The 16596-nt window shown below is 47.8% G+C and carries 13 protein-coding genes; 9 read left to right on the top strand and 4 right to left on the bottom strand.

Annotated features, from left to right (window positions below; all coding sequences use genetic code 11):
- A partial coding sequence (locus tag MC7420_RS18990) for an RNA-guided endonuclease InsQ/TnpB family protein (RefSeq protein ID WP_044208272.1) occupies positions 1-635 on the bottom strand: 635 nt, incomplete at its 3' end.
- 247 nt (positions 636-882) lie between these two features.
- Between MC7420_RS18990 and MC7420_RS18985 the strand changes: the two genes are divergently transcribed.
- From MC7420_RS18985 to MC7420_RS18965, 5 genes are all read left to right on the top strand, one after another.
- Entirely contained in the window at positions 883-1908 is a 1026-nt protein-coding gene (locus tag MC7420_RS18985; RefSeq protein ID WP_006102252.1) for a cytochrome c oxidase subunit II, read from the top strand.
- A 66-nt stretch (positions 1909-1974) separates the two neighbouring features.
- Complete coding sequence (gene ctaD, locus MC7420_RS18980) at positions 1975-3660, top strand: cytochrome c oxidase subunit I (RefSeq protein WP_006102279.1); 1686 nt, start codon at positions 1975-1977, stop codon at positions 3658-3660.
- A 64-nt stretch (positions 3661-3724) separates the two neighbouring features.
- A complete protein-coding gene (locus MC7420_RS18975; RefSeq protein ID WP_006102325.1) occupies positions 3725-4357 on the top strand; it encodes a cytochrome c oxidase subunit 3 in 633 nt (210 codons plus the stop codon).
- Positions 4358-4692: 335 nt separating this feature from the next.
- The gene (locus MC7420_RS18970) at positions 4693-4926 is read left to right on the top strand and encodes a hypothetical protein (protein WP_044208174.1); all 234 of its coding nucleotides are present in this window, start codon (positions 4693-4695) and stop codon (positions 4924-4926) included.
- Positions 4923-5303, top strand: coding sequence for a PIN domain-containing protein (locus MC7420_RS18965; protein ID WP_006102158.1), 381 nt, complete (start codon positions 4923-4925; stop codon positions 5301-5303). The genes MC7420_RS18970 and MC7420_RS18965 overlap by 4 nt, the downstream gene beginning before the upstream one ends.
- Positions 5304-5360: 57 nt before the next feature.
- Here the strand turns inward: MC7420_RS18965 and MC7420_RS39980 are convergent, their stop codons facing one another.
- Positions 5361-5504 (bottom strand): hypothetical protein, encoded by a 144-nt coding sequence (locus MC7420_RS39980; RefSeq protein WP_006102216.1) that lies wholly within the window; start codon positions 5502-5504, stop codon positions 5361-5363.
- Positions 5505-5903: 399 nt separating this feature from the next.
- Here MC7420_RS39980 and MC7420_RS18960 point away from each other — a divergent pair, with 399 nt between their 5' ends.
- From MC7420_RS18960 to MC7420_RS18945, 4 genes are all read left to right on the top strand, one after another.
- Complete coding sequence (locus MC7420_RS18960; protein WP_006102222.1) at positions 5904-6818, top strand: DUF4384 domain-containing protein; 915 nt, start codon at positions 5904-5906, stop codon at positions 6816-6818.
- 811 nt (positions 6819-7629) lie between these two features.
- Positions 7630-11202: a tetratricopeptide repeat protein gene (locus MC7420_RS18955; protein WP_006102223.1), complete on the top strand. Its 3573-nt coding sequence runs from the start codon at positions 7630-7632 to the stop codon at positions 11200-11202.
- 7 nt (positions 11203-11209) lie between these two features.
- Positions 11210-12004 carry an exodeoxyribonuclease III gene (gene xth, locus MC7420_RS18950; protein ID WP_006102129.1) on the top strand — a complete coding sequence of 265 codons (795 nt, stop codon included), beginning with the start codon at positions 11210-11212 and terminating at the stop codon, positions 12002-12004.
- Between the two features lie 438 nt (positions 12005-12442).
- Entirely contained in the window at positions 12443-13318 is an 876-nt protein-coding gene (locus MC7420_RS18945; protein WP_006102266.1) for an SDR family oxidoreductase, read from the top strand.
- A 232-nt stretch (positions 13319-13550) separates the two neighbouring features.
- Here the strand turns inward: MC7420_RS18945 and lhgO are convergent, their stop codons facing one another.
- Together lhgO and hflX are read right to left on the bottom strand one after the other, a co-directional pair.
- On the bottom strand, positions 13551-14765 hold the full coding sequence (gene lhgO, locus MC7420_RS18940) for an L-2-hydroxyglutarate oxidase (protein WP_006102202.1): 1215 nt from the start codon (positions 14763-14765) through the stop codon (positions 13551-13553).
- A 59-nt stretch (positions 14766-14824) separates the two neighbouring features.
- Entirely contained in the window at positions 14825-16543 is a 1719-nt protein-coding gene (gene hflX, locus MC7420_RS18935) for a GTPase HflX (protein WP_071777235.1), read from the bottom strand.
- Between the last annotated feature and the right edge of the window lie 53 nt (positions 16544-16596).

Raw genomic sequence — 16596 nt, 5'->3', positions numbered from 1 at the left:
AAATGACTGATACCTACATCTATGCCTATGGCTTCACCGTGGGGCATTGGCTGAGGCACATCTAGATCCCACTGAGCGAAGTCGAAGTGTAGGGTTAACATGACGTACCAGCCTGATGCACGTTTAACTACACGGGCTTGTTTGATGATTGCTCCCTCTGGTATTGGGCGCGATTGGTTGAATTTAACCAACCCAATCATGGGTAGTTTAACCGCGTTCTCTTGGATTGGTTCAACTCCTAACTGAGGAAACACAAATGACCGCATTGTCCCAACTTTTTTGAACCGTGGGAACCCGTGTCCACCTTCCCACATACTGACAAACGCTTTCTCTAGCCGCTTAAGTGTTTGTTGGAGTACCTGTGAGTGTACCCGCTTTAGGTTGGAACTTGTTTTCCGGTATGCGGTTAAGGCGACTGCTTGCCGATTATAGGTGGGTCTAGGGGTATCAGCCGAAATGATGTATTCAGACCGGAGCGAACAGGCGTTAATCTGACAACTACGAGACTTAAACCAATCTTTACGCTCACCTAATGCGTAGTTATACACACGACGGTTTTGCTCTAACCAATCCTCAAAGATGGCTACCTGATTTTTTGTGGGCTTAAGCTTAAATTCGTAGGTCAGATTAAACACATTAATCACCTCCTTACCCTATTGTACGCTATTAGTTAATTATCGTCCGGACGTTTGTCAAGACTCGCAGCTAAAGCGGCTATGCTGGACGCCTCGCTCGGTTTCATCCCCCGGTTAAAACGCGGGGGTTTTCACCATCGCTATCAGATAACGAAATGTGAATTAGGATCGATGATAGTCAAGATAGAATCAGACAGCGACTTCACCCAACCTGGGTGGAGCTCTGCTGCTGCCGAGGAGATAAGCTATGGAAAACGAAAAAGTACCAACTACTATTATCACGCTGACCGCCGGTGTCGTTATCACCCTGGTCAGTTTGTGGGTTGGTCAAAACCACGGCTTGATGCCAGAACAGGCATCAGAACAAGCGCCGTTAGTCGATGACTTTTTTGACGTGATGATGACTATCGGCACCGCCCTGTTTTTGGTCGTCGAAGGGGCGATTGTGATTGCCATGATTCGATTTCGGCGACGCGAGGGGGATGATACGGATGCTGAACCCATCATCGGTAATTTGCCCTTAGAAGCCTTTTGGACAGCCATTCCTGCCATTATCGTGATTGGACTAGGGATCTACAGCGTCGAAGTTTATCGAGATATGGGCGGTTTTGAACCCGCGCATCACTTGGTGGCTAAAGCTGATACCCCAGCCCATATTGCAAGTATGCCCGGAAGTGCGATCGCAGCCCCTTTAGTGGCTGATGCGGAGGGGATGGAGTCCGATGAAGCAGCAGCATCCAAGGGCGCTAAATACGGCTTTGGCGCAGCCCCACAACGGGAAGGACAGGCGGCTGACTTGGTGGTGAATGTCACTGGGTTGCAGTTTGCTTGGATCTTTAACTATGCCGATAGTGGTGTGGTTGCTGGTGAACTCCATGTTCCCGTTGGCAAAGACGTGCAACTGAATCTCTCCGCCCAAGATGTGATTCACTCCTTCTGGGTGCCTCAGTTCCGCCTGAAACAAGATGCGATTCCGGGTCAACCAACGGAACTGCGGTTTGTTGCCACAAAACCTGGAACCTATCCAGTGGTTTGTGCTGAACTCTGCGGCGGTTACCACGGTGCGATGCGGACACAGCTTATTGTGCATACCCAAGAGGAGTATGAGGCTTGGTTCGAGGAACATCAGATTGCCCAGCAGCAAAACCCGAATCAAACCGTTGCGGTGAACCCGGCTGATTTATCCGAGTCCGAGTTTCTGGAACCCTACACGACTAAGTTGGGCGTTGATGAAAAAACGTTAACCCAGTTACACTCAATGCATGAATCCTAAACAGAAGCCCATCACACTCCAGTTGTCCATCTGGACAGGCTGCTTTAGTTGTCACAAGAAATTCTGATGACCCAAACCGAAACTGCACCTCAATCTCAAGCCACTTCCCACAGTTCCCATCCAACGGCATGGAAGTGGTATGACTATTTCACGTTTAATGTTGACCATAAGGTCATTGGCATTCAATACCTAGTTACCTCGTTCGTGTTTTATTTGATCGGGGGATTAATGGCAGTCGCCATGCGAGCCGAACTGTATACCCCTGATTCTGATTTACTTGATCCCAATCTGTATAACGCTTTTCTGACCAATCACGGCACGATCATGATCTTTTTCTGGGTCGTTCCGGCAGCAATTGGCGGGTTTGGTAACTACCTGATTCCGCTGATGATTGGTGCCAGAGATATGGCATTCCCGAAACTGAATGCGATCGCCTTTTGGCTGGTTCCTCCAGCGGGGGCGCTGCTGTTAGGCAGTTTCTTTTTCGGCGGCGCTCAATCGGGGTGGACATCCTACCCACCGTTGAGCCTGATTACTGCCAATACTGCTCAATCGATGTGGATTCTCAGCATTATCTTGGTGGGAACCTCCTCAATTTTGGGTTCGGTGAACTTTATCATCACCATCTTCAAAATGCGCGTTCCCAGTATGCGCTGGGATCAGATGCCCTTGTTCTGTTGGGCGATTTTAGCCACATCGATATTAGCCCTGTTTTCCACGCCCGTGTTAGCGGCTGGATTAACCCTGCTGTTATTTGATATCAACTTCGGCACCAGCTTCTTCCGCCCCGATGCTGGGGGGAATGTGGTGGTGTATCAGCACCTGTTCTGGTTCTATTCCCACCCGGCGGTATATCTGATGATTCTGCCGATTTTCGGGATTATGTCAGAAGTGGTTCCGGTTCATGCCCGTAAACCGATCTTTGGCTATAAGGCGATCGCCTATTCATCCCTAGCCATCTGTATCGTCGGTCTATTCGTTTGGGTACACCACATGTTTACCAGTGGTACTCCACCCTGGATGCGGATGTTCTTCACCATCTCTACGCTAATTGTGGCAGTCCCGACGGGGGTGAAAATCTTTAGCTGGGTGGCGACACTCTGGCAGGGAAAAATCCGCTACACCTCGGCAATGCTGTTTGCGATCGGTTTGTTAGGCATGTTTGTCTTGGGCGGACTCAGTGGCGTAACCCTGGGAACGGCACCCTTTGACATTCATGTCCACGATACCTACTACATTGTGGCGCACTTCCACTATGTTCTCTTTGGCGGTTCCGTGTTTGGTCTTTATGCCGGAATGTATCACTGGTTCCCCAAAATTACGGGTCGCATGTACAACGAAACCTGGGGAAAGGTTCACTTTGTTCTCACCTTTATTGGCGCGAATCTCACCTTCCTCCCTATGCATTCCTTGGGTTTGCAAGGAATGCCCCGACGGGTTGCCATGTATGACCCCCAATTCACGGCAATTAATCAGCTTTGTACCTTCGGTGCAATTCTATTGGGGTTCTCGGTGGTTCCCTTCGCCGTTAATCTGATCTGGAGCTGGATGTATGGACCCAAGGTGGGTGATAATCCCTGGGATGCCTTGACCCTGGAATGGACAACCAGTTCACCACCTGAAATCGAAAATTGGGAAGTCTTACCTGTATTAACCCATGGTCCTTATGCTTATGGCATGAATGGTCGCAATGGTAAAGGTCTCAATCCCAGTGCGCCGACATCGGGGGAACCTGCTGTAGAAGCGAAGTAAGGTTAATGTAGAGACGCGCCATGGCGCGTCTCTACGTGTAGATGGCGATAGTTAGGAAAATAGTATGCAAGGTTCAACGATTGACGAATATCAAGTCTCGCCTAATTCAGAACCCTCGGCTGAAGGGGCGGTGGCGGCACATGAAGAACATCCCGATTATCGGGTTTTGGGGCTAATCGTCTTCCTCGCCTCTGAATCCCTGATGTTTGGCGGGATGTTTGCCTCATATTTAATCTACCGAGGCGTATCCGCAACCTGGCCCCCCGAAGGTACAGAGGTGGAACTCTTAGTTCCAGCGATTAACACGATTATTCTGGTATCGAGTAGTTTTGTCATCCATAACGGAGATGTGGCGATTAAAAAGAATAATATCTCCGGGATGCGGTTGTGGTATATCATTACCGCGATTATGGGCGTCATTTTCTTAGGCGGTCAGGTGTATGAATATCTCACATTGGGGTATGGTCTGACTACTAATGTGTTTTCTAACTGCTTTTATCTGATGACCGGATTCCACGGCTTGCACGTTACCGTGGGGGTTTTACTGATTCTCGGCGTCTTGTGGCGATCGCGTCGTCCCGGACATTACGGTGAAACCAAGCATGTTGGCATTGAAATGGCAGAAATTTATTGGCACTTTGTCGATATCATCTGGATTATTCTGTTTACCCTGCTTTACATCCTGACGCTGTTTTAAGTTAGGACTTACGCAAAGCCTTGATTTGTAGTGGCGTGACTCAACTAAAATGGTGCAATAGATTGGGTACGTAGTGAGGGCTTTAGCCCTCTCCAGCTAGGCTTTAGAGAACTAAAGTTCTCACTACAAACAAAGTCCTATTTGAGCTGTGTCAGTCCGCCATCGTGGGGAGAGCGTAGCGTAACGCACCTTGACCAACTTATGGCGGTGCTGCGTCAGTCCTGTAAGTGATGGTAGAGGCGTAGCATACTACGTCTCTACTAAAACCTATTTAAATTTGTATTCCCTGTTGCCTGTTGCCTTACCCCTTGAACAAACGTTCTTGAATCACAGCTATGACCTTACCAGAGCTACAGCGAGCTATTTACCAATTATCTGTTGAAGAGCAATTCGTTCTGCTGGAAACCTTAGTTCAAGCGTTGAAAGTTAGACACCCATCAAAATCGGAACGTCGTACCCTTGTTAATCAGCTACGAGGTTGTCTGAAAAAACCCGGTCAGCCAGTTCTAACCGATACAGATATTGAGTTGATGCGAGAAGACCGCTTAGTGGAGAAGTACCTCAAGTGAGAGTTCTTCTGGATACAAACATTATTCTCGATTTCTTTCTGGAACGGGAGCCATTTTTTCAGCTAGCTAGTGAAGTTTTTGAGGCAATTGCTGCCGAACGTATAGAAGGTTTAATTAGTGCATCCAGTGCAACGGATATTTTTTATATCTGTAAACGGCAGACACAAAATCTTGAACAAGCCAGACAAATCTTGACTCAAACGTTAACACTTTTGAGTGTCTGCCCTGTGGATTATACAGTTTTGAATACGGCTCTCAATTCCGGCTTAGTAGACTTTGAGGATGCTGTTCAAATAGCCTGTGCTGTTGCCCAGCAGGTAGATGCGATTGTCACCCGCAATCCCCAGGATTTTCAAACAACGGCAGCACCATTGTAGAGACGTTGCATGCAACGTCTCTACATAAATGATGTGTCCTAATAGCCATGGCGGTTGCTATAACGTTTTCGTGAAATAGGTTAGCGCTACGATAGCTAAAATGGTTATGCCACCATTAACCAGAAGGGTTTGGGAATTGGCGGGTAAAACGTCAGGTTGATTGGCTGTCATCGGAATTGTTGAGGTGTTTGTCGTTTTCATGGTGTTGTCCTTTCTAGTTATTTCCTCTACTCTAGACCTGAAATGCTGGCAATAGTGTGGAAAAAAGTAGACTAAAATAGATTGATAAAACTGGGTTCACCCTCATCCCCTAACCCCTTCTCCCATCAAGGGAGAAGGGGAACCCGTTCCTAGTTCGTAGTTCGTAGTACGGGCTTTAGCCTGTTACAAGTCTCGCCGTCACCCCAACCCGTGTCTCTAAAACCAATTCCACCCACAAACCCTTCCCCCTTCACCAACCCATGTAGAGACGTTGCATGCAACGTCTCTACATGTTAACCGTTCCGGAAATAGAAGAATGTAGATCGAAGTAGAACCAGGGTTTCCAGTTCAATTTCCCCTATTTATAATCGGGGTAAAGCCACAGAATCGGTGACAATCATGAACCTACCGAATTATGACATCCATGAGGACGAATTCCTCAAAGCCATCGCCACTCGCCTCGGCTTATCTGGTAAAACCTGGGATGTATTTCTCGCCCGTTTCCAGGATAAAAATAGTAATGCTACGAATAAAGATATCGCCTTTTATCTAGAAGCTGAATTACTAGAAGGAACCCGTGATGGCTCAAATCCAGCCACCATTCTCCGCGACCATTTAATCGCTATTTGTGACAAGTTTGAAGCCGAAGGCTGCGACTACCAGGGAAGCACTAAGGGGAAGTGGAAAATAGCCAAGCGCTATTTGCGCGAGGTTTTGTATCCAGATTGGGTGAAACAGCGCCGTCTCATTCCTCTCACCTGTGAGCAACTTTGGCAGGAACTTTGGGGACAAGCGACGCCAACGGATAAAATGCGACCAATTTTGCTGAATGATAAATTGCAGCCTGTCTTATTAAAGCCGAAGTTGTTAGGGTTAGAGATGGGAGAAGCGGAAATTGACGAAACTGCCCCAATATCGATTCCGTTAAACAGTAAAATTCGCTTAGACATCAATCTGGAACAGGCGGGCTATTTACTCCTATTAGAAAAAGGCACATCAGGGAAACTCTGGTGTTTATGTCCCTCTGGATTTGCACCAAAATGGCGACATTCAGGAGGAACGGTAACGTTACCCTTAGCCAGTTCCCGTCATCGGTATTTTAAGTTAACAGGTTCGACAGGTTGGGAGGAAATCGTCGCAGTCATTACCCCCAATTTACCAAAGGTAGAGACGCGCCATGGCGCGTCTCTACTACCGAAACCGGGTGAACCTTTATTACAATTGCAGGAAGGGCATTTAACCGGGTTATTAGACTATTTAAAGGATGACCGCGACTGTCAATTGTGGCAGATGGCGTATCAGGTGACGAAGTAATTGAGGTTGGGGTGGTTGAGGAATTGTATCGGTGAGGCTCAAAGCGTCGTTCACGAGGCTCAGAGCGTCCTTTACCCACGCTATAAGCGTCATTGGCGAGGCTCAGAGCGTCCTTTACCCACGCTATAAGCGTCGTTGGCGAGGCTCAGAGCGTCCTTTACCCACGCTATAAGCGTCGTTGGCGAGGCTCAGAGCGTCATTCACCTACGCTTAGAGCGTCGTTCACGAGGCTCAGAGTGTCCTTCACTCACGCTATAAGCGTCATTGGCGAGGCTTAGAGCGTCCTTTACCCACGCTATAAGCGTCATTGACGAGGCTCAGAGCGTCATTCGCGAGACTCGGAGACTCACGGGTGGGACTTTCTAACTTTCACGGTATGTGGCGCAACGTGAATGTTGATTGTGTAGGGGCGGGTTTCACTACTATCTTTTCGGTGACACCCGGATGTGACTAAACCCGCCCAGACGCGCCATGGCACGTCTCTACACCGTTTTCTAGACTTCCCGTGAAAAGTCAGATGAGATTTTGAGGCTATTGGTGTGGAAAAGGGCGCACGTCTGACTGGGCGCACGTCGGTGCGCCCCTACGTGCCTCGATAATCACGCTCCCACACGCCCCAACAATGCCAATTTATTCTAAGAATATGCGTAGTCTCTGTAGGGTGGGTTAGGCGGGAACAAAATGATGGCACATAACCTTAAACGGAACAATCCGCCGTAACCAACCAAAGCCTTTACTAAGGATACGTTACCCTTCGCGAACACATCTGAAAACAGGGCGCAAGCCTTGCGCCCCTACACAATTATTAACCATGAACGAACAACGAATTCAAGACTATTTAAAGCTAATTCAAACACTCCTAAATTGTCCCAATGGCAAGCAAGTGGAGATATTGCACCATCACTCTAATTTAGTAGATGAGGGGTTAGTGAGAATGATGGAATGGGTAGCGGAGGAAATGGTAAAAGAGGGAAATACAAATGGAGAGTGGTTACGAGAGTTTGCTGCCAAGTTAGCAAAACCAATAGAGTCATGGCAACAGCTTAATCAGCAAGTTATCCAACTCTATAATCAAAGTCAATATACTCAAGCCGTCAGTTTAGCTGAAGCGGCATTGGTGTTAGCCCAACAACTGTGGGGAAATGACCATCCTCATATCGCTTCCAGTCTAAATAATTTAGCCGAACTTTACCGAAGCAAAAGAAGACTAGGGGAAGCCGAACCCTTGTATCAGCAAGCTTTGGCAATGAGACAGCGCTTGTTTGCCCATGACCATCCTGATGTGGCTTCCAGTCTGAATAATTTAGGCTTACTCTACCATTTTCAGGGAAGATTACCGGAAGCCGAACCCTTATATCAGCGAGCCATGGAAATGAGACAGCGCTTGTTTGCCCATGACCATCCTGATGTCGCGTCCAGTCTGAATAATTTAGGCGGACTCTACGAATCCCAGGGAAAACTAACCGAAGCCGAACCTTTGTTAAAGCAAGCCCTGGCAATGAGACAGCGCCTGTTTGCTAATGACCATCCTGATGTCGGATTAAGTCTGAATAATTTAGGTTTACTCTACCAATCCCAGGGAAAACTAACCGAAGCCGAACCTTTGTTAAAGCAAGCTCTGGCAATGAGACAGTACCTGTTTGCTGGAGACCATCCTGATGTGGCATCAAGTCTGAATAATTTAGGTTTACTCTACCAATCCCAGGGAAAACTAGCTGAAGCCGAACCCTTGTATCAACAAACCTTAGCAATGAGACAGCGCCTGTTTTCCGATGATCATCCTGATGTGGCTACGAGTCTGAATAATTTAGGTTTACTCTACCAATCCCAGGGAAAACTAGCTGAAGCCGAACCCTTGTTACAGCAAGCCATGGAAATGTTTCAGCGCCTGTTTTCCGATGATCATCCTGATGTTGCTACGAGTCTGAATAATTTAGGCGGACTCTACCAATCCCAGGGAAAACTAGCTGAAGCCGAACCCTTGTTACAGCAAGCCATGGAAATGTTTCAGCGCCTGTTTTCCGATGATCATCCTGATGTTGCTTCCAGTCTGAATAATTTAGGCGGACTCTACCAATCCCAGGGAAAACTAGCTGAAGCCGAACCCTTGTATCAACAAGCCATGGAAATGTTTCAGCGCCTGTTTTCCGATGATCATCCTGATGTTGCTTCCAGTCTGAATAATTTAGGCGAACTCTACCAATCCCAGGGAAAACTAGGGGAAGTCGAACCCTTGTTACAGCAAGCCCTAGCAATGTTTCAGCGTCTGTTTGCCGATAACCATCCTCATGTCGGATTAAGTCTGAATAATTTAGGCGGACTCTACCAATCCCAGGGAAAACTAGGGGAAGCCGAACCCTTGTATCAGCAAGCCCTGGCAATGTTTCAGCGCCTGTTTGCTGGTGATCATCCTCATGTAGCATTAAGTCTGAATAATTTAGCTGTATTATTCGCAGCCACCCATCGCTATGATCAAGCACTAAACTACATGAAACAAGCAATGGCAATCGAGAACCGTCTGATTCACCAAGCTTTTACCTACAGTTGTGAAAGCGATCGCCTTGCCTTTCTCCAACAAATCAGACATAATTTTGATGTATTCCTCTCCCTTATCTACCAGCATTTCCCCAACTCTCCCCACGCCATCCAAACCGCACTCGATTTAATCCTCCAGCGCAAATGCCTCACCGCCACCGCTTCCGCCGCCCTCAATCAAGCCATCCATAGCGGACGTTATCCCCATCTGCAATCGGAGTTCACCAAACTGCGACAACTCAGCGACCAGATTATCCACTATTTTTATCACGAACCTCGACCAGATCTAATTCCCCAACTGCAAAGGGAACAGAACCAACTACAGAAACAACTGACCGCCCAAGTCCCAGAAATTCAACTGCAAGACCAACCAATTGACTGTCACACCGTCGCCTTAGCACTACCTGAAGGTAGCAGTTTAATCGAGTTTGTCTGTTTTGATGTCTTTGATTTTCACGCTTCTCACATTAAACCCGCCCGTTATTTAGCATTTATCCTACCCGCCGGACAACCCGATAACGTGCAGATGCGATACTTAGGCGCAGCCCAAGAAATTAACCAACTAATACAGGACTTTCGCCACGATGTCTCTGATCAGGTAAAGGCGGTGCAATCTCTAGACATGGGAGGAGATGACGAGGAAGACGAAGCGGACGAACAACCCCAACCCATCAACGGCATAGAATTACAGCATCGGATTTTTGCCCCCCTTCGCCCCGACTTGCAGCCTAACCAACCCCTATTCCTCGCCCCCGATGGGGATTTAAACCTGTTACCCTTTGACCTTCTCCCCAGTGATGAGACAGGAGAAACCCTACTCAGAGACGAGTACGCCATCAGTTATCTTAGCGGTGGGCGAGATATCTTGCGCTCTAAAATTCAAACCAATCGCCCATCCTCTCCCCCCTTAATTATTGCTGACCCCGATTTTGACCTCGTAGCACCTGTAGAAGCGGGTTTAACCGATAACATAGCCATCGAAACACCTGTAGGGGCGGGTTTAGCCGATAACATAGCCTCAACACCGCCAACCTCTCAACAAAACCCGCCCTCTGTCTTCCCTAATGAACAGAACTCAATCGCCACTCTCCTGCAAACCCTAGCCAATTTCTCATTCCAACGCGCCGAAGGCACCCGTCACCTAGGAGAAAGCATCGCCCAACGCTTCAACATCTCCCCCTACTTTGGCAAAGACGCCCTCGCCTCTCACCTCACCCAATGCCAATCCCCAGAACTCCTATTAATCGCCACCCACGGCTATTTCTCCAAATCAATCCAAACCCCCTCAACCTCCCATCCCGAAGACCCAATGTTACGTTCCGCCCTCGCCTTTGCAGGTGCGAACCGTTGGCTAGAGGGCAAACCCTTACCCGACGCCGCCGAAAAAGGCATGGTATTCGCCCAAGACATCGCCGCCCTTGATCTGTGGGAAACCGAACTCGCCATCCTCTCCGCCTGCCAAACTGGAATCGGGGATGTCAAACTGGGTGAGGGCGTTTTCGGCTTGCGTCGCGCCTTTGCCATAGCCGGAACCAAAACCTTAATCATGAGCCTTTGGTCAGTTCCCGATCGCGCTACCGCCTTGTTGATGAATCGCTTCTTATCCAATCTGCGTCAGGGTATCGGGCGACGTGTAGCATTAAAAGAGGCTCAAGATTATATTCGCACCATTATGGTTAAACAGTTACAGGAATCTGAATTAGGGTGTAGCATCTTAGCGGAATTAGAGAAAGAATTACCCCAAACTCGACAATTACATCCCACCGCTCAAGCCCTCGCCCATCCTTACTTTTGGGGCGCTTGGGTCTGTCAAGGAGAGACAAAAGCCGTAAAATTGAACAGATTATAGAATTAATATGAAAATCGCTACCTGGAATGTCAACTCAATTCGCACCCGCCAAGATCATGTCTGTCAGTGGTTAACCGCAAATCCTGTGGATGTGCTGTGTTTGCAGGAAACCAAGGTGGTGGATGAGCAATTTCCGCGATCGCGCTTTGAAGACTTAGGCTATCATCTCTATGTGTCGGGGCAAAAATCCTATAATGGTGTGGCACTGTTTAGCCGTAAACCTTTAGAAGCGGTGACTGTGGGGTTTACAGGCGTGTTAACACCGGAGGAGGTGGGGGAATTAGACGGGCAAAAGCGGCTGATTACCGGGATTCTAGATGGCGTTCGGATTATTAATCTCTATGTTCCCAATGGTGCTGAGGTGGGAAGTGAGAAGTATGAATATAAACTAAGCTGGTTAAAGCTGTTAAAGGAATATGTGCGATCGCTCTTAGAGACTCAACCTCATGAACTCTGTATCTGTGGCGATTTTAACATTGCTCCCGATGACCGAGATATTCATAATCCCAAGAATAAAGACAAGCATATCATGGCATCGCCAGCAGAACGCCAAGCCTTAGAGGAGGTGTTAGCGCTAGGCTTAGGAGATGCGTTTCGCAAGTTTACTCAAGATGGGGGTCATTTTAGCTGGTGGGATTATCGCCATGGCGGGTTTAGCCGTAACCGAGGTTGGCGAATTGACCATCATTATCTGACCCCTAAGCTGTATGAAGCGGCAACCCGTTGTAGGATTGATGTAGAACCTAGAAAACTAGAGAAACCTAGCGATCATGCACCAGTGATTGTTGAATTTGAGAGTTAAGATGAACGGCACTGACTTAAAGCGGGTGGGTTTCGACTTCGCTCAACCCACCCTACTGAATATCAAAAGTTTCGGCAATTTCCTAATACTTATTTCAGTGCCATTCGAGTTAAGATATGCTTCGCTTTTGTTGCACGGGAGAAAGGGAACTGGATTCTCTTGCTTCCCTCTTGCTCCCCTCTTGCTCCCTTCTTGCTCCCCTCTCCCAAGCTTGGGAGAGGGGCTGGGGGTGAGGGCTGGCTGGGGAGAGCACCATTGTAGAGACGCGCCATGGCGCGTCTCTACATAAATGATGTGTCCTAACCGCTATGGCGGTTGCTATAACTCCAGAAACAGGGCGGGTTTAGTCACATCAAAGTGCAATTGAAAAGATAGTGGTAAAAGCCGCCCCTACAGAGGATTGCCCTTTATGTTAACGCAGTAAATGAGGAACTTTTTATGTATTTAGTAACAGGTGCTACGGGAGGATTAGGACGCCGGATTGTCCGGGTGTTACGGGAACAGGAATTACCCGTGCGGGCATTTGTTCGGTTATCCTCAAATTACAAGGAATTAGAAAACCGAGGCGCGGAGATATTTGTTGGTGATTTGAGCGATGATAGAGACATCGAAAAAGCCTGTCAGGGAGTGGATTATATTATTAGCACCCATGGTTCCGCAGGTGATGCTCAAGCCATCGATTATCGAGCCAATCGAGAACTGATTGATCAGGCAAAAGTGCTGGGAATGAAGCAGTTTGTCTATATTTCTGTATTAGGTGCAGAACGAGAGTATGAAAATGCACCCGTGTTTAAGGCGAAACGAGCCACAGAAAAGTATTTACAAGGGAGTGATATCACCTATACGATTCTTCGCCCCTCTGGTTTTGCCTCCAATCTTTTACCACTAGCGGAGCGATTTCGGGAAACGGGGGTTTATTTGCTCAACGGGAATCCCAAACATCGCTCGTCTATTGTGAGTACCGATGATTTAGCAAAAATTGCCGTTGATTCGATTAGCATTGAAGCCGCACACAATCAAATTTTTCCGGTAGGGGGACCCGATATTCTCAAACGGGAAGATATCCCTCAGATTTTTGGTCGTGTGTTTAATCGAGAACCCATTATTATCAATCCGCCCTTATTTGTCTTTGATGGGGTAAAAACGGCATTAGAATTTGTTAATCCCAGTGTCAGTAGTGGGTTAAATACGCTACGAACCTTAATCACAAATGAGTTCTTCTGTACGACAGAACAAATTGCAGAGATTGAGTCGGTCTACAATTTGCAGATGGAATCCCTAGAACATTTTATTCAGCGGTATGTAGTAACATAAGAAATTATTTCGTTCCTTCGTTCGTAGTCAGGGCTTTAGCCCTAGATTGTCTTAGGTTTTCTTCTGTAGGGGCTCCTCGCTGCACATCGTAGGCGGTGTGAGAATTAACCTATCTCGACTCGCCCTTGTCCAAAGGTAAGCAGTGTCAAATATGTAATTCCCAATACCTAGCGGGGGGCGACCCGAGTCGATTCAGGGTTGGGTGTTGTTAATTGTATGCGGCGGGTCGCCCCTACAATTGTAGAGACGTTGCATGCAACGTCTCTACTCGATCCGCGATCGCACGTCCAATTTCTAGGGAAGCGGTAGCCGCAGGAGAAGGCGCATTACAGACATGCAGAGTTTTATGTCCTTCGACAATCAGAAAATCATCCACTAATTGACCATTCTCCATCAAGGCTTGGGCGCGAACGCCTGCATGAGTCGGTCTTAAATCATCAGCTTTAATCTCCGGAATCAGCCGTTGCAAACTGCGAACAAATGCCGCTTTACTAAAGGAACGAATGATTTCCTCCACGCCAATTTGCCAATAGCTTTGTGCCAATTTCCAACACCCTGGAAACGTAATAATTTCCACAAAATCTCCCCAGTCAAAATCCGTCTTTTTATACCCTTCTCGCTTAAAACTCAGCACCGCATTTGGACCTGCATGAATCCCACCATCAATCATGCGGGTAAAATGAACCCCTAAGAAGGGGAAATTCGGATTCGGAACCGGATAAATCAGATGCTTGACTAAATATCGCTTTTCCGGCTTCAGTTCGTAATATTCCCCCCGAAACGGTATAATCTTAGCGGGAGGCTGCATCTGACCCAATTTCACCACGCGATCGCTCTGCAATCCAGCACAGTTAATCGCCATCCGCGTCTCAAATTCTCCTTGATTGGTTTCGACAACTAAACCGTCAGACGTTTCCCGCAGATTTTGCACCGTGGTATTTAATCGCAGTTCTCCCCCTTGGGCGCTAATTAATTCCACATACTTTTCACACACTTGCCGATAATCGACAATCCCCGTCGCCGCCACCCGAATTCCACCAACAGAACGCACATAAGGTTCAATTTCTGCCACCTCTTCCGGACTAATTCGCTTCACCGTTAACCCATTCTTTAATCCCCGTTGATAGAGACTATCCAGCAACGGTAATTCCTCAGATTCTGTCGCCACAATCACTTTGCCACAAACATCATGAGGAATCCCATGTTCCTGACAAAATCTGACCATAGACAGATTCCCTTCACGGGCAAACTTGGCTTTAAAACTGCCCGGTTTATAATAAATCCCCGAATGAATGACCCCGCTATTATTGCCCGTCTGATGATATGCCCAACAGTTCTCTTTTTCCAGGACTAAAATCTTACAGTCAGGGTAGCGTTGTCCGATTGCTAAAGCCGTAGACAAGCCAACTATTCCGCCACCGATAATTGTAAAATTATATTGTGTCATTCGTCATTTGTTGATTGCAAATCTTCTCCCTCATCTTCCCCATCTCCCCATCTCCCCATCTACATTTGCGGTGCGATCGCATAATCCACTAACTGGGCTATTTTTTGCCGCAGGGTTTCTAATCCTAACCTTTTGCTAGCCGAAACAAATACCCCTTGGGGAAATTCCTCTTGGGCTAAAACTAGGGTATCACTGTCTACGTCGTCAATCTTGTTAAACACCACTAGAATCGGTCCGGGTGTCACGGGCATGTCTGCCAAAATGGACATGACTGAACGAATATGATTTTGCCAAGCCGGATGGGATAAATCCACCAGATGAATTAACGCATCGGCTTCTGTCACCTCTTCCAACGTGGCGCGGAAGGAATCGACGAGGGGGGGTGGTAATTCGTGAATGAATCCCACGGTATCGGTTAGCAAAACCGTAATCGATTCCCCAGTCTCCGCATAAGTAATCGGTAAACGTCGGGTAGTGGGGTCAAGGGTGGCAAACAATTGATCAGCGGTGTAAACTTCGGCATTCGTTAATGTATTTAACAACGTCGATTTACCCGCATTTGTATAACCCACAACAGAAATCGTTGGCACATCTTGTTTTTGGCGTCGTTGTCGCATCCGCGATCGATGTGCCTGCAACTGATTCACCTCTTGTTGCAATCGGGCAATTCGGCGCTGAATCGCACGGCGTTCGGTTTCCAGTTTAGTTTCCCCTGGACCACGAGTTCCAATTCCACCGCCTAATCGGGACATGGCTTGACCTCGACCCGTGAGGCGCGGCAGCATGTATTCTAATTGGGCTAATTCGACTTGTAATTTCCCAGCACGAGATTGGGCGCGTTGAGCGAAAATGTCTAAGATGACTTCCGTGCGATCAACGACTCGTACCCCGGTTTGGGCTTCAAGGTTACGAACTTGGGCGGGGGATAAGTCGCGGTCAAATACAACCAGATTCGTCCCTAATGTCTGCACCGTTAAGGCAATTTCCTGCACTTTTCCCGCGCCGACAACGGTTTGAGGATGGGGTTGCGATCGCCTTTGTCGTAATGTCTGTAATACTTCCCCTCCGGCGGTTTGCACCAGTCGGGCAATTTCGGCTAACCCGTCTTCAAACTGCCCCTTATTCATATTGCCTGTCATTAACCCGACAATCAACACCCGATCTTGATCAACATCGACGTGTTGGGCGATAAATTCGCGGCGGAATTCAGCTTCGAGTCCTTCAACTAAATCAAAGAAATCTTGTTTAGTCAACAGATCTAAACTTAAAGCTGGGGATAAATGCCAACTAGGTTGACCATCGTTGTCTTGTTTCGATGACTGAGTAACGGGAATCAGGTGGGCTAAATAGGTTTCGTTCACATATCCGGTTGCGCCTCCCCCCCGCCGTTCAAATCCTGACTCACTCACGGTTAGCAGGACTAACGCATCTAAGCGTTGAATCGCCATGGCGGTTAAGTCAGCGTTACGCGGGGTATGGGATTTGAGTTGAGTGGCAATACAGCGAATCCCACACAATCGTTCTGCACCATAGCGGGGTAAATCCAAGGGTGGGATTTTGGTTTGCGTTGGTGTTCCCACTCCCACTCGAATCACCTGTCCTCGACGATTCAGGTAAGTACATAAGGGCTGTTTGATATCAGCGCTAATCGCAGCCAACCGTTGAGCAAATTCCGGCGTCGTCAGGCGATCGCCTGGTAAGCGCTGATGATAGAGGCGTTGCAGTTGTTTAAGCTGGCTAGGCTTTAATCCGACAAGATTGCCATAGATCGTTTCGATAGGCGACTTCCAGTAAACTGGCTCCTGACTCTACTTTTGTTTATTTTAGATCC

Source organism: Coleofasciculus chthonoplastes PCC 7420, assembly GCF_000155555.1.
Classification (GTDB): Bacteria; Cyanobacteriota; Cyanobacteriia; order Cyanobacteriales; family Coleofasciculaceae; genus Coleofasciculus; species Coleofasciculus chthonoplastes_A.
Note: the sequence above shows the minus strand (reverse complement) of the source record. Positions and strands in the feature narration are given on the sequence as shown.

What these genes read in the sequence shown, in the direction of transcription:
- MC7420_RS18945 (WP_006102266.1), top strand. Translation starts at nt 12,443, where the DNA reads ATGTATTTAGTAACAGGTGCTACGGGAGGATTAGGACGCCGGATTGTC.
- ctaD (WP_006102279.1), top strand. Translation starts at nt 1,975, where the DNA reads ATGACCCAAACCGAAACTGCACCTCAATCTCAAGCCACTTCCCACAGT.
- MC7420_RS39980 (WP_006102216.1), bottom strand. Translation starts at nt 5,504, where the DNA reads ATGAAAACGACAAACACCTCAACAATTCCGATGACAGCCAATCAACCT.
- MC7420_RS18970 (WP_044208174.1), top strand. Translation starts at nt 4,693, where the DNA reads ATGACCTTACCAGAGCTACAGCGAGCTATTTACCAATTATCTGTTGAA.
- MC7420_RS18985 (WP_006102252.1), top strand. Translation starts at nt 883, where the DNA reads ATGGAAAACGAAAAAGTACCAACTACTATTATCACGCTGACCGCCGGT.
- MC7420_RS18960 (WP_006102222.1), top strand. Translation starts at nt 5,904, where the DNA reads ATGAACCTACCGAATTATGACATCCATGAGGACGAATTCCTCAAAGCC.
- MC7420_RS18975 (WP_006102325.1), top strand. Translation starts at nt 3,725, where the DNA reads ATGCAAGGTTCAACGATTGACGAATATCAAGTCTCGCCTAATTCAGAA.
- xth (WP_006102129.1), top strand. Translation starts at nt 11,210, where the DNA reads ATGAAAATCGCTACCTGGAATGTCAACTCAATTCGCACCCGCCAAGAT.
- MC7420_RS18955 (WP_006102223.1), top strand. Translation starts at nt 7,630, where the DNA reads ATGAACGAACAACGAATTCAAGACTATTTAAAGCTAATTCAAACACTC.
- lhgO (WP_006102202.1), bottom strand. Translation starts at nt 14,765, where the DNA reads ATGACACAATATAATTTTACAATTATCGGTGGCGGAATAGTTGGCTTG.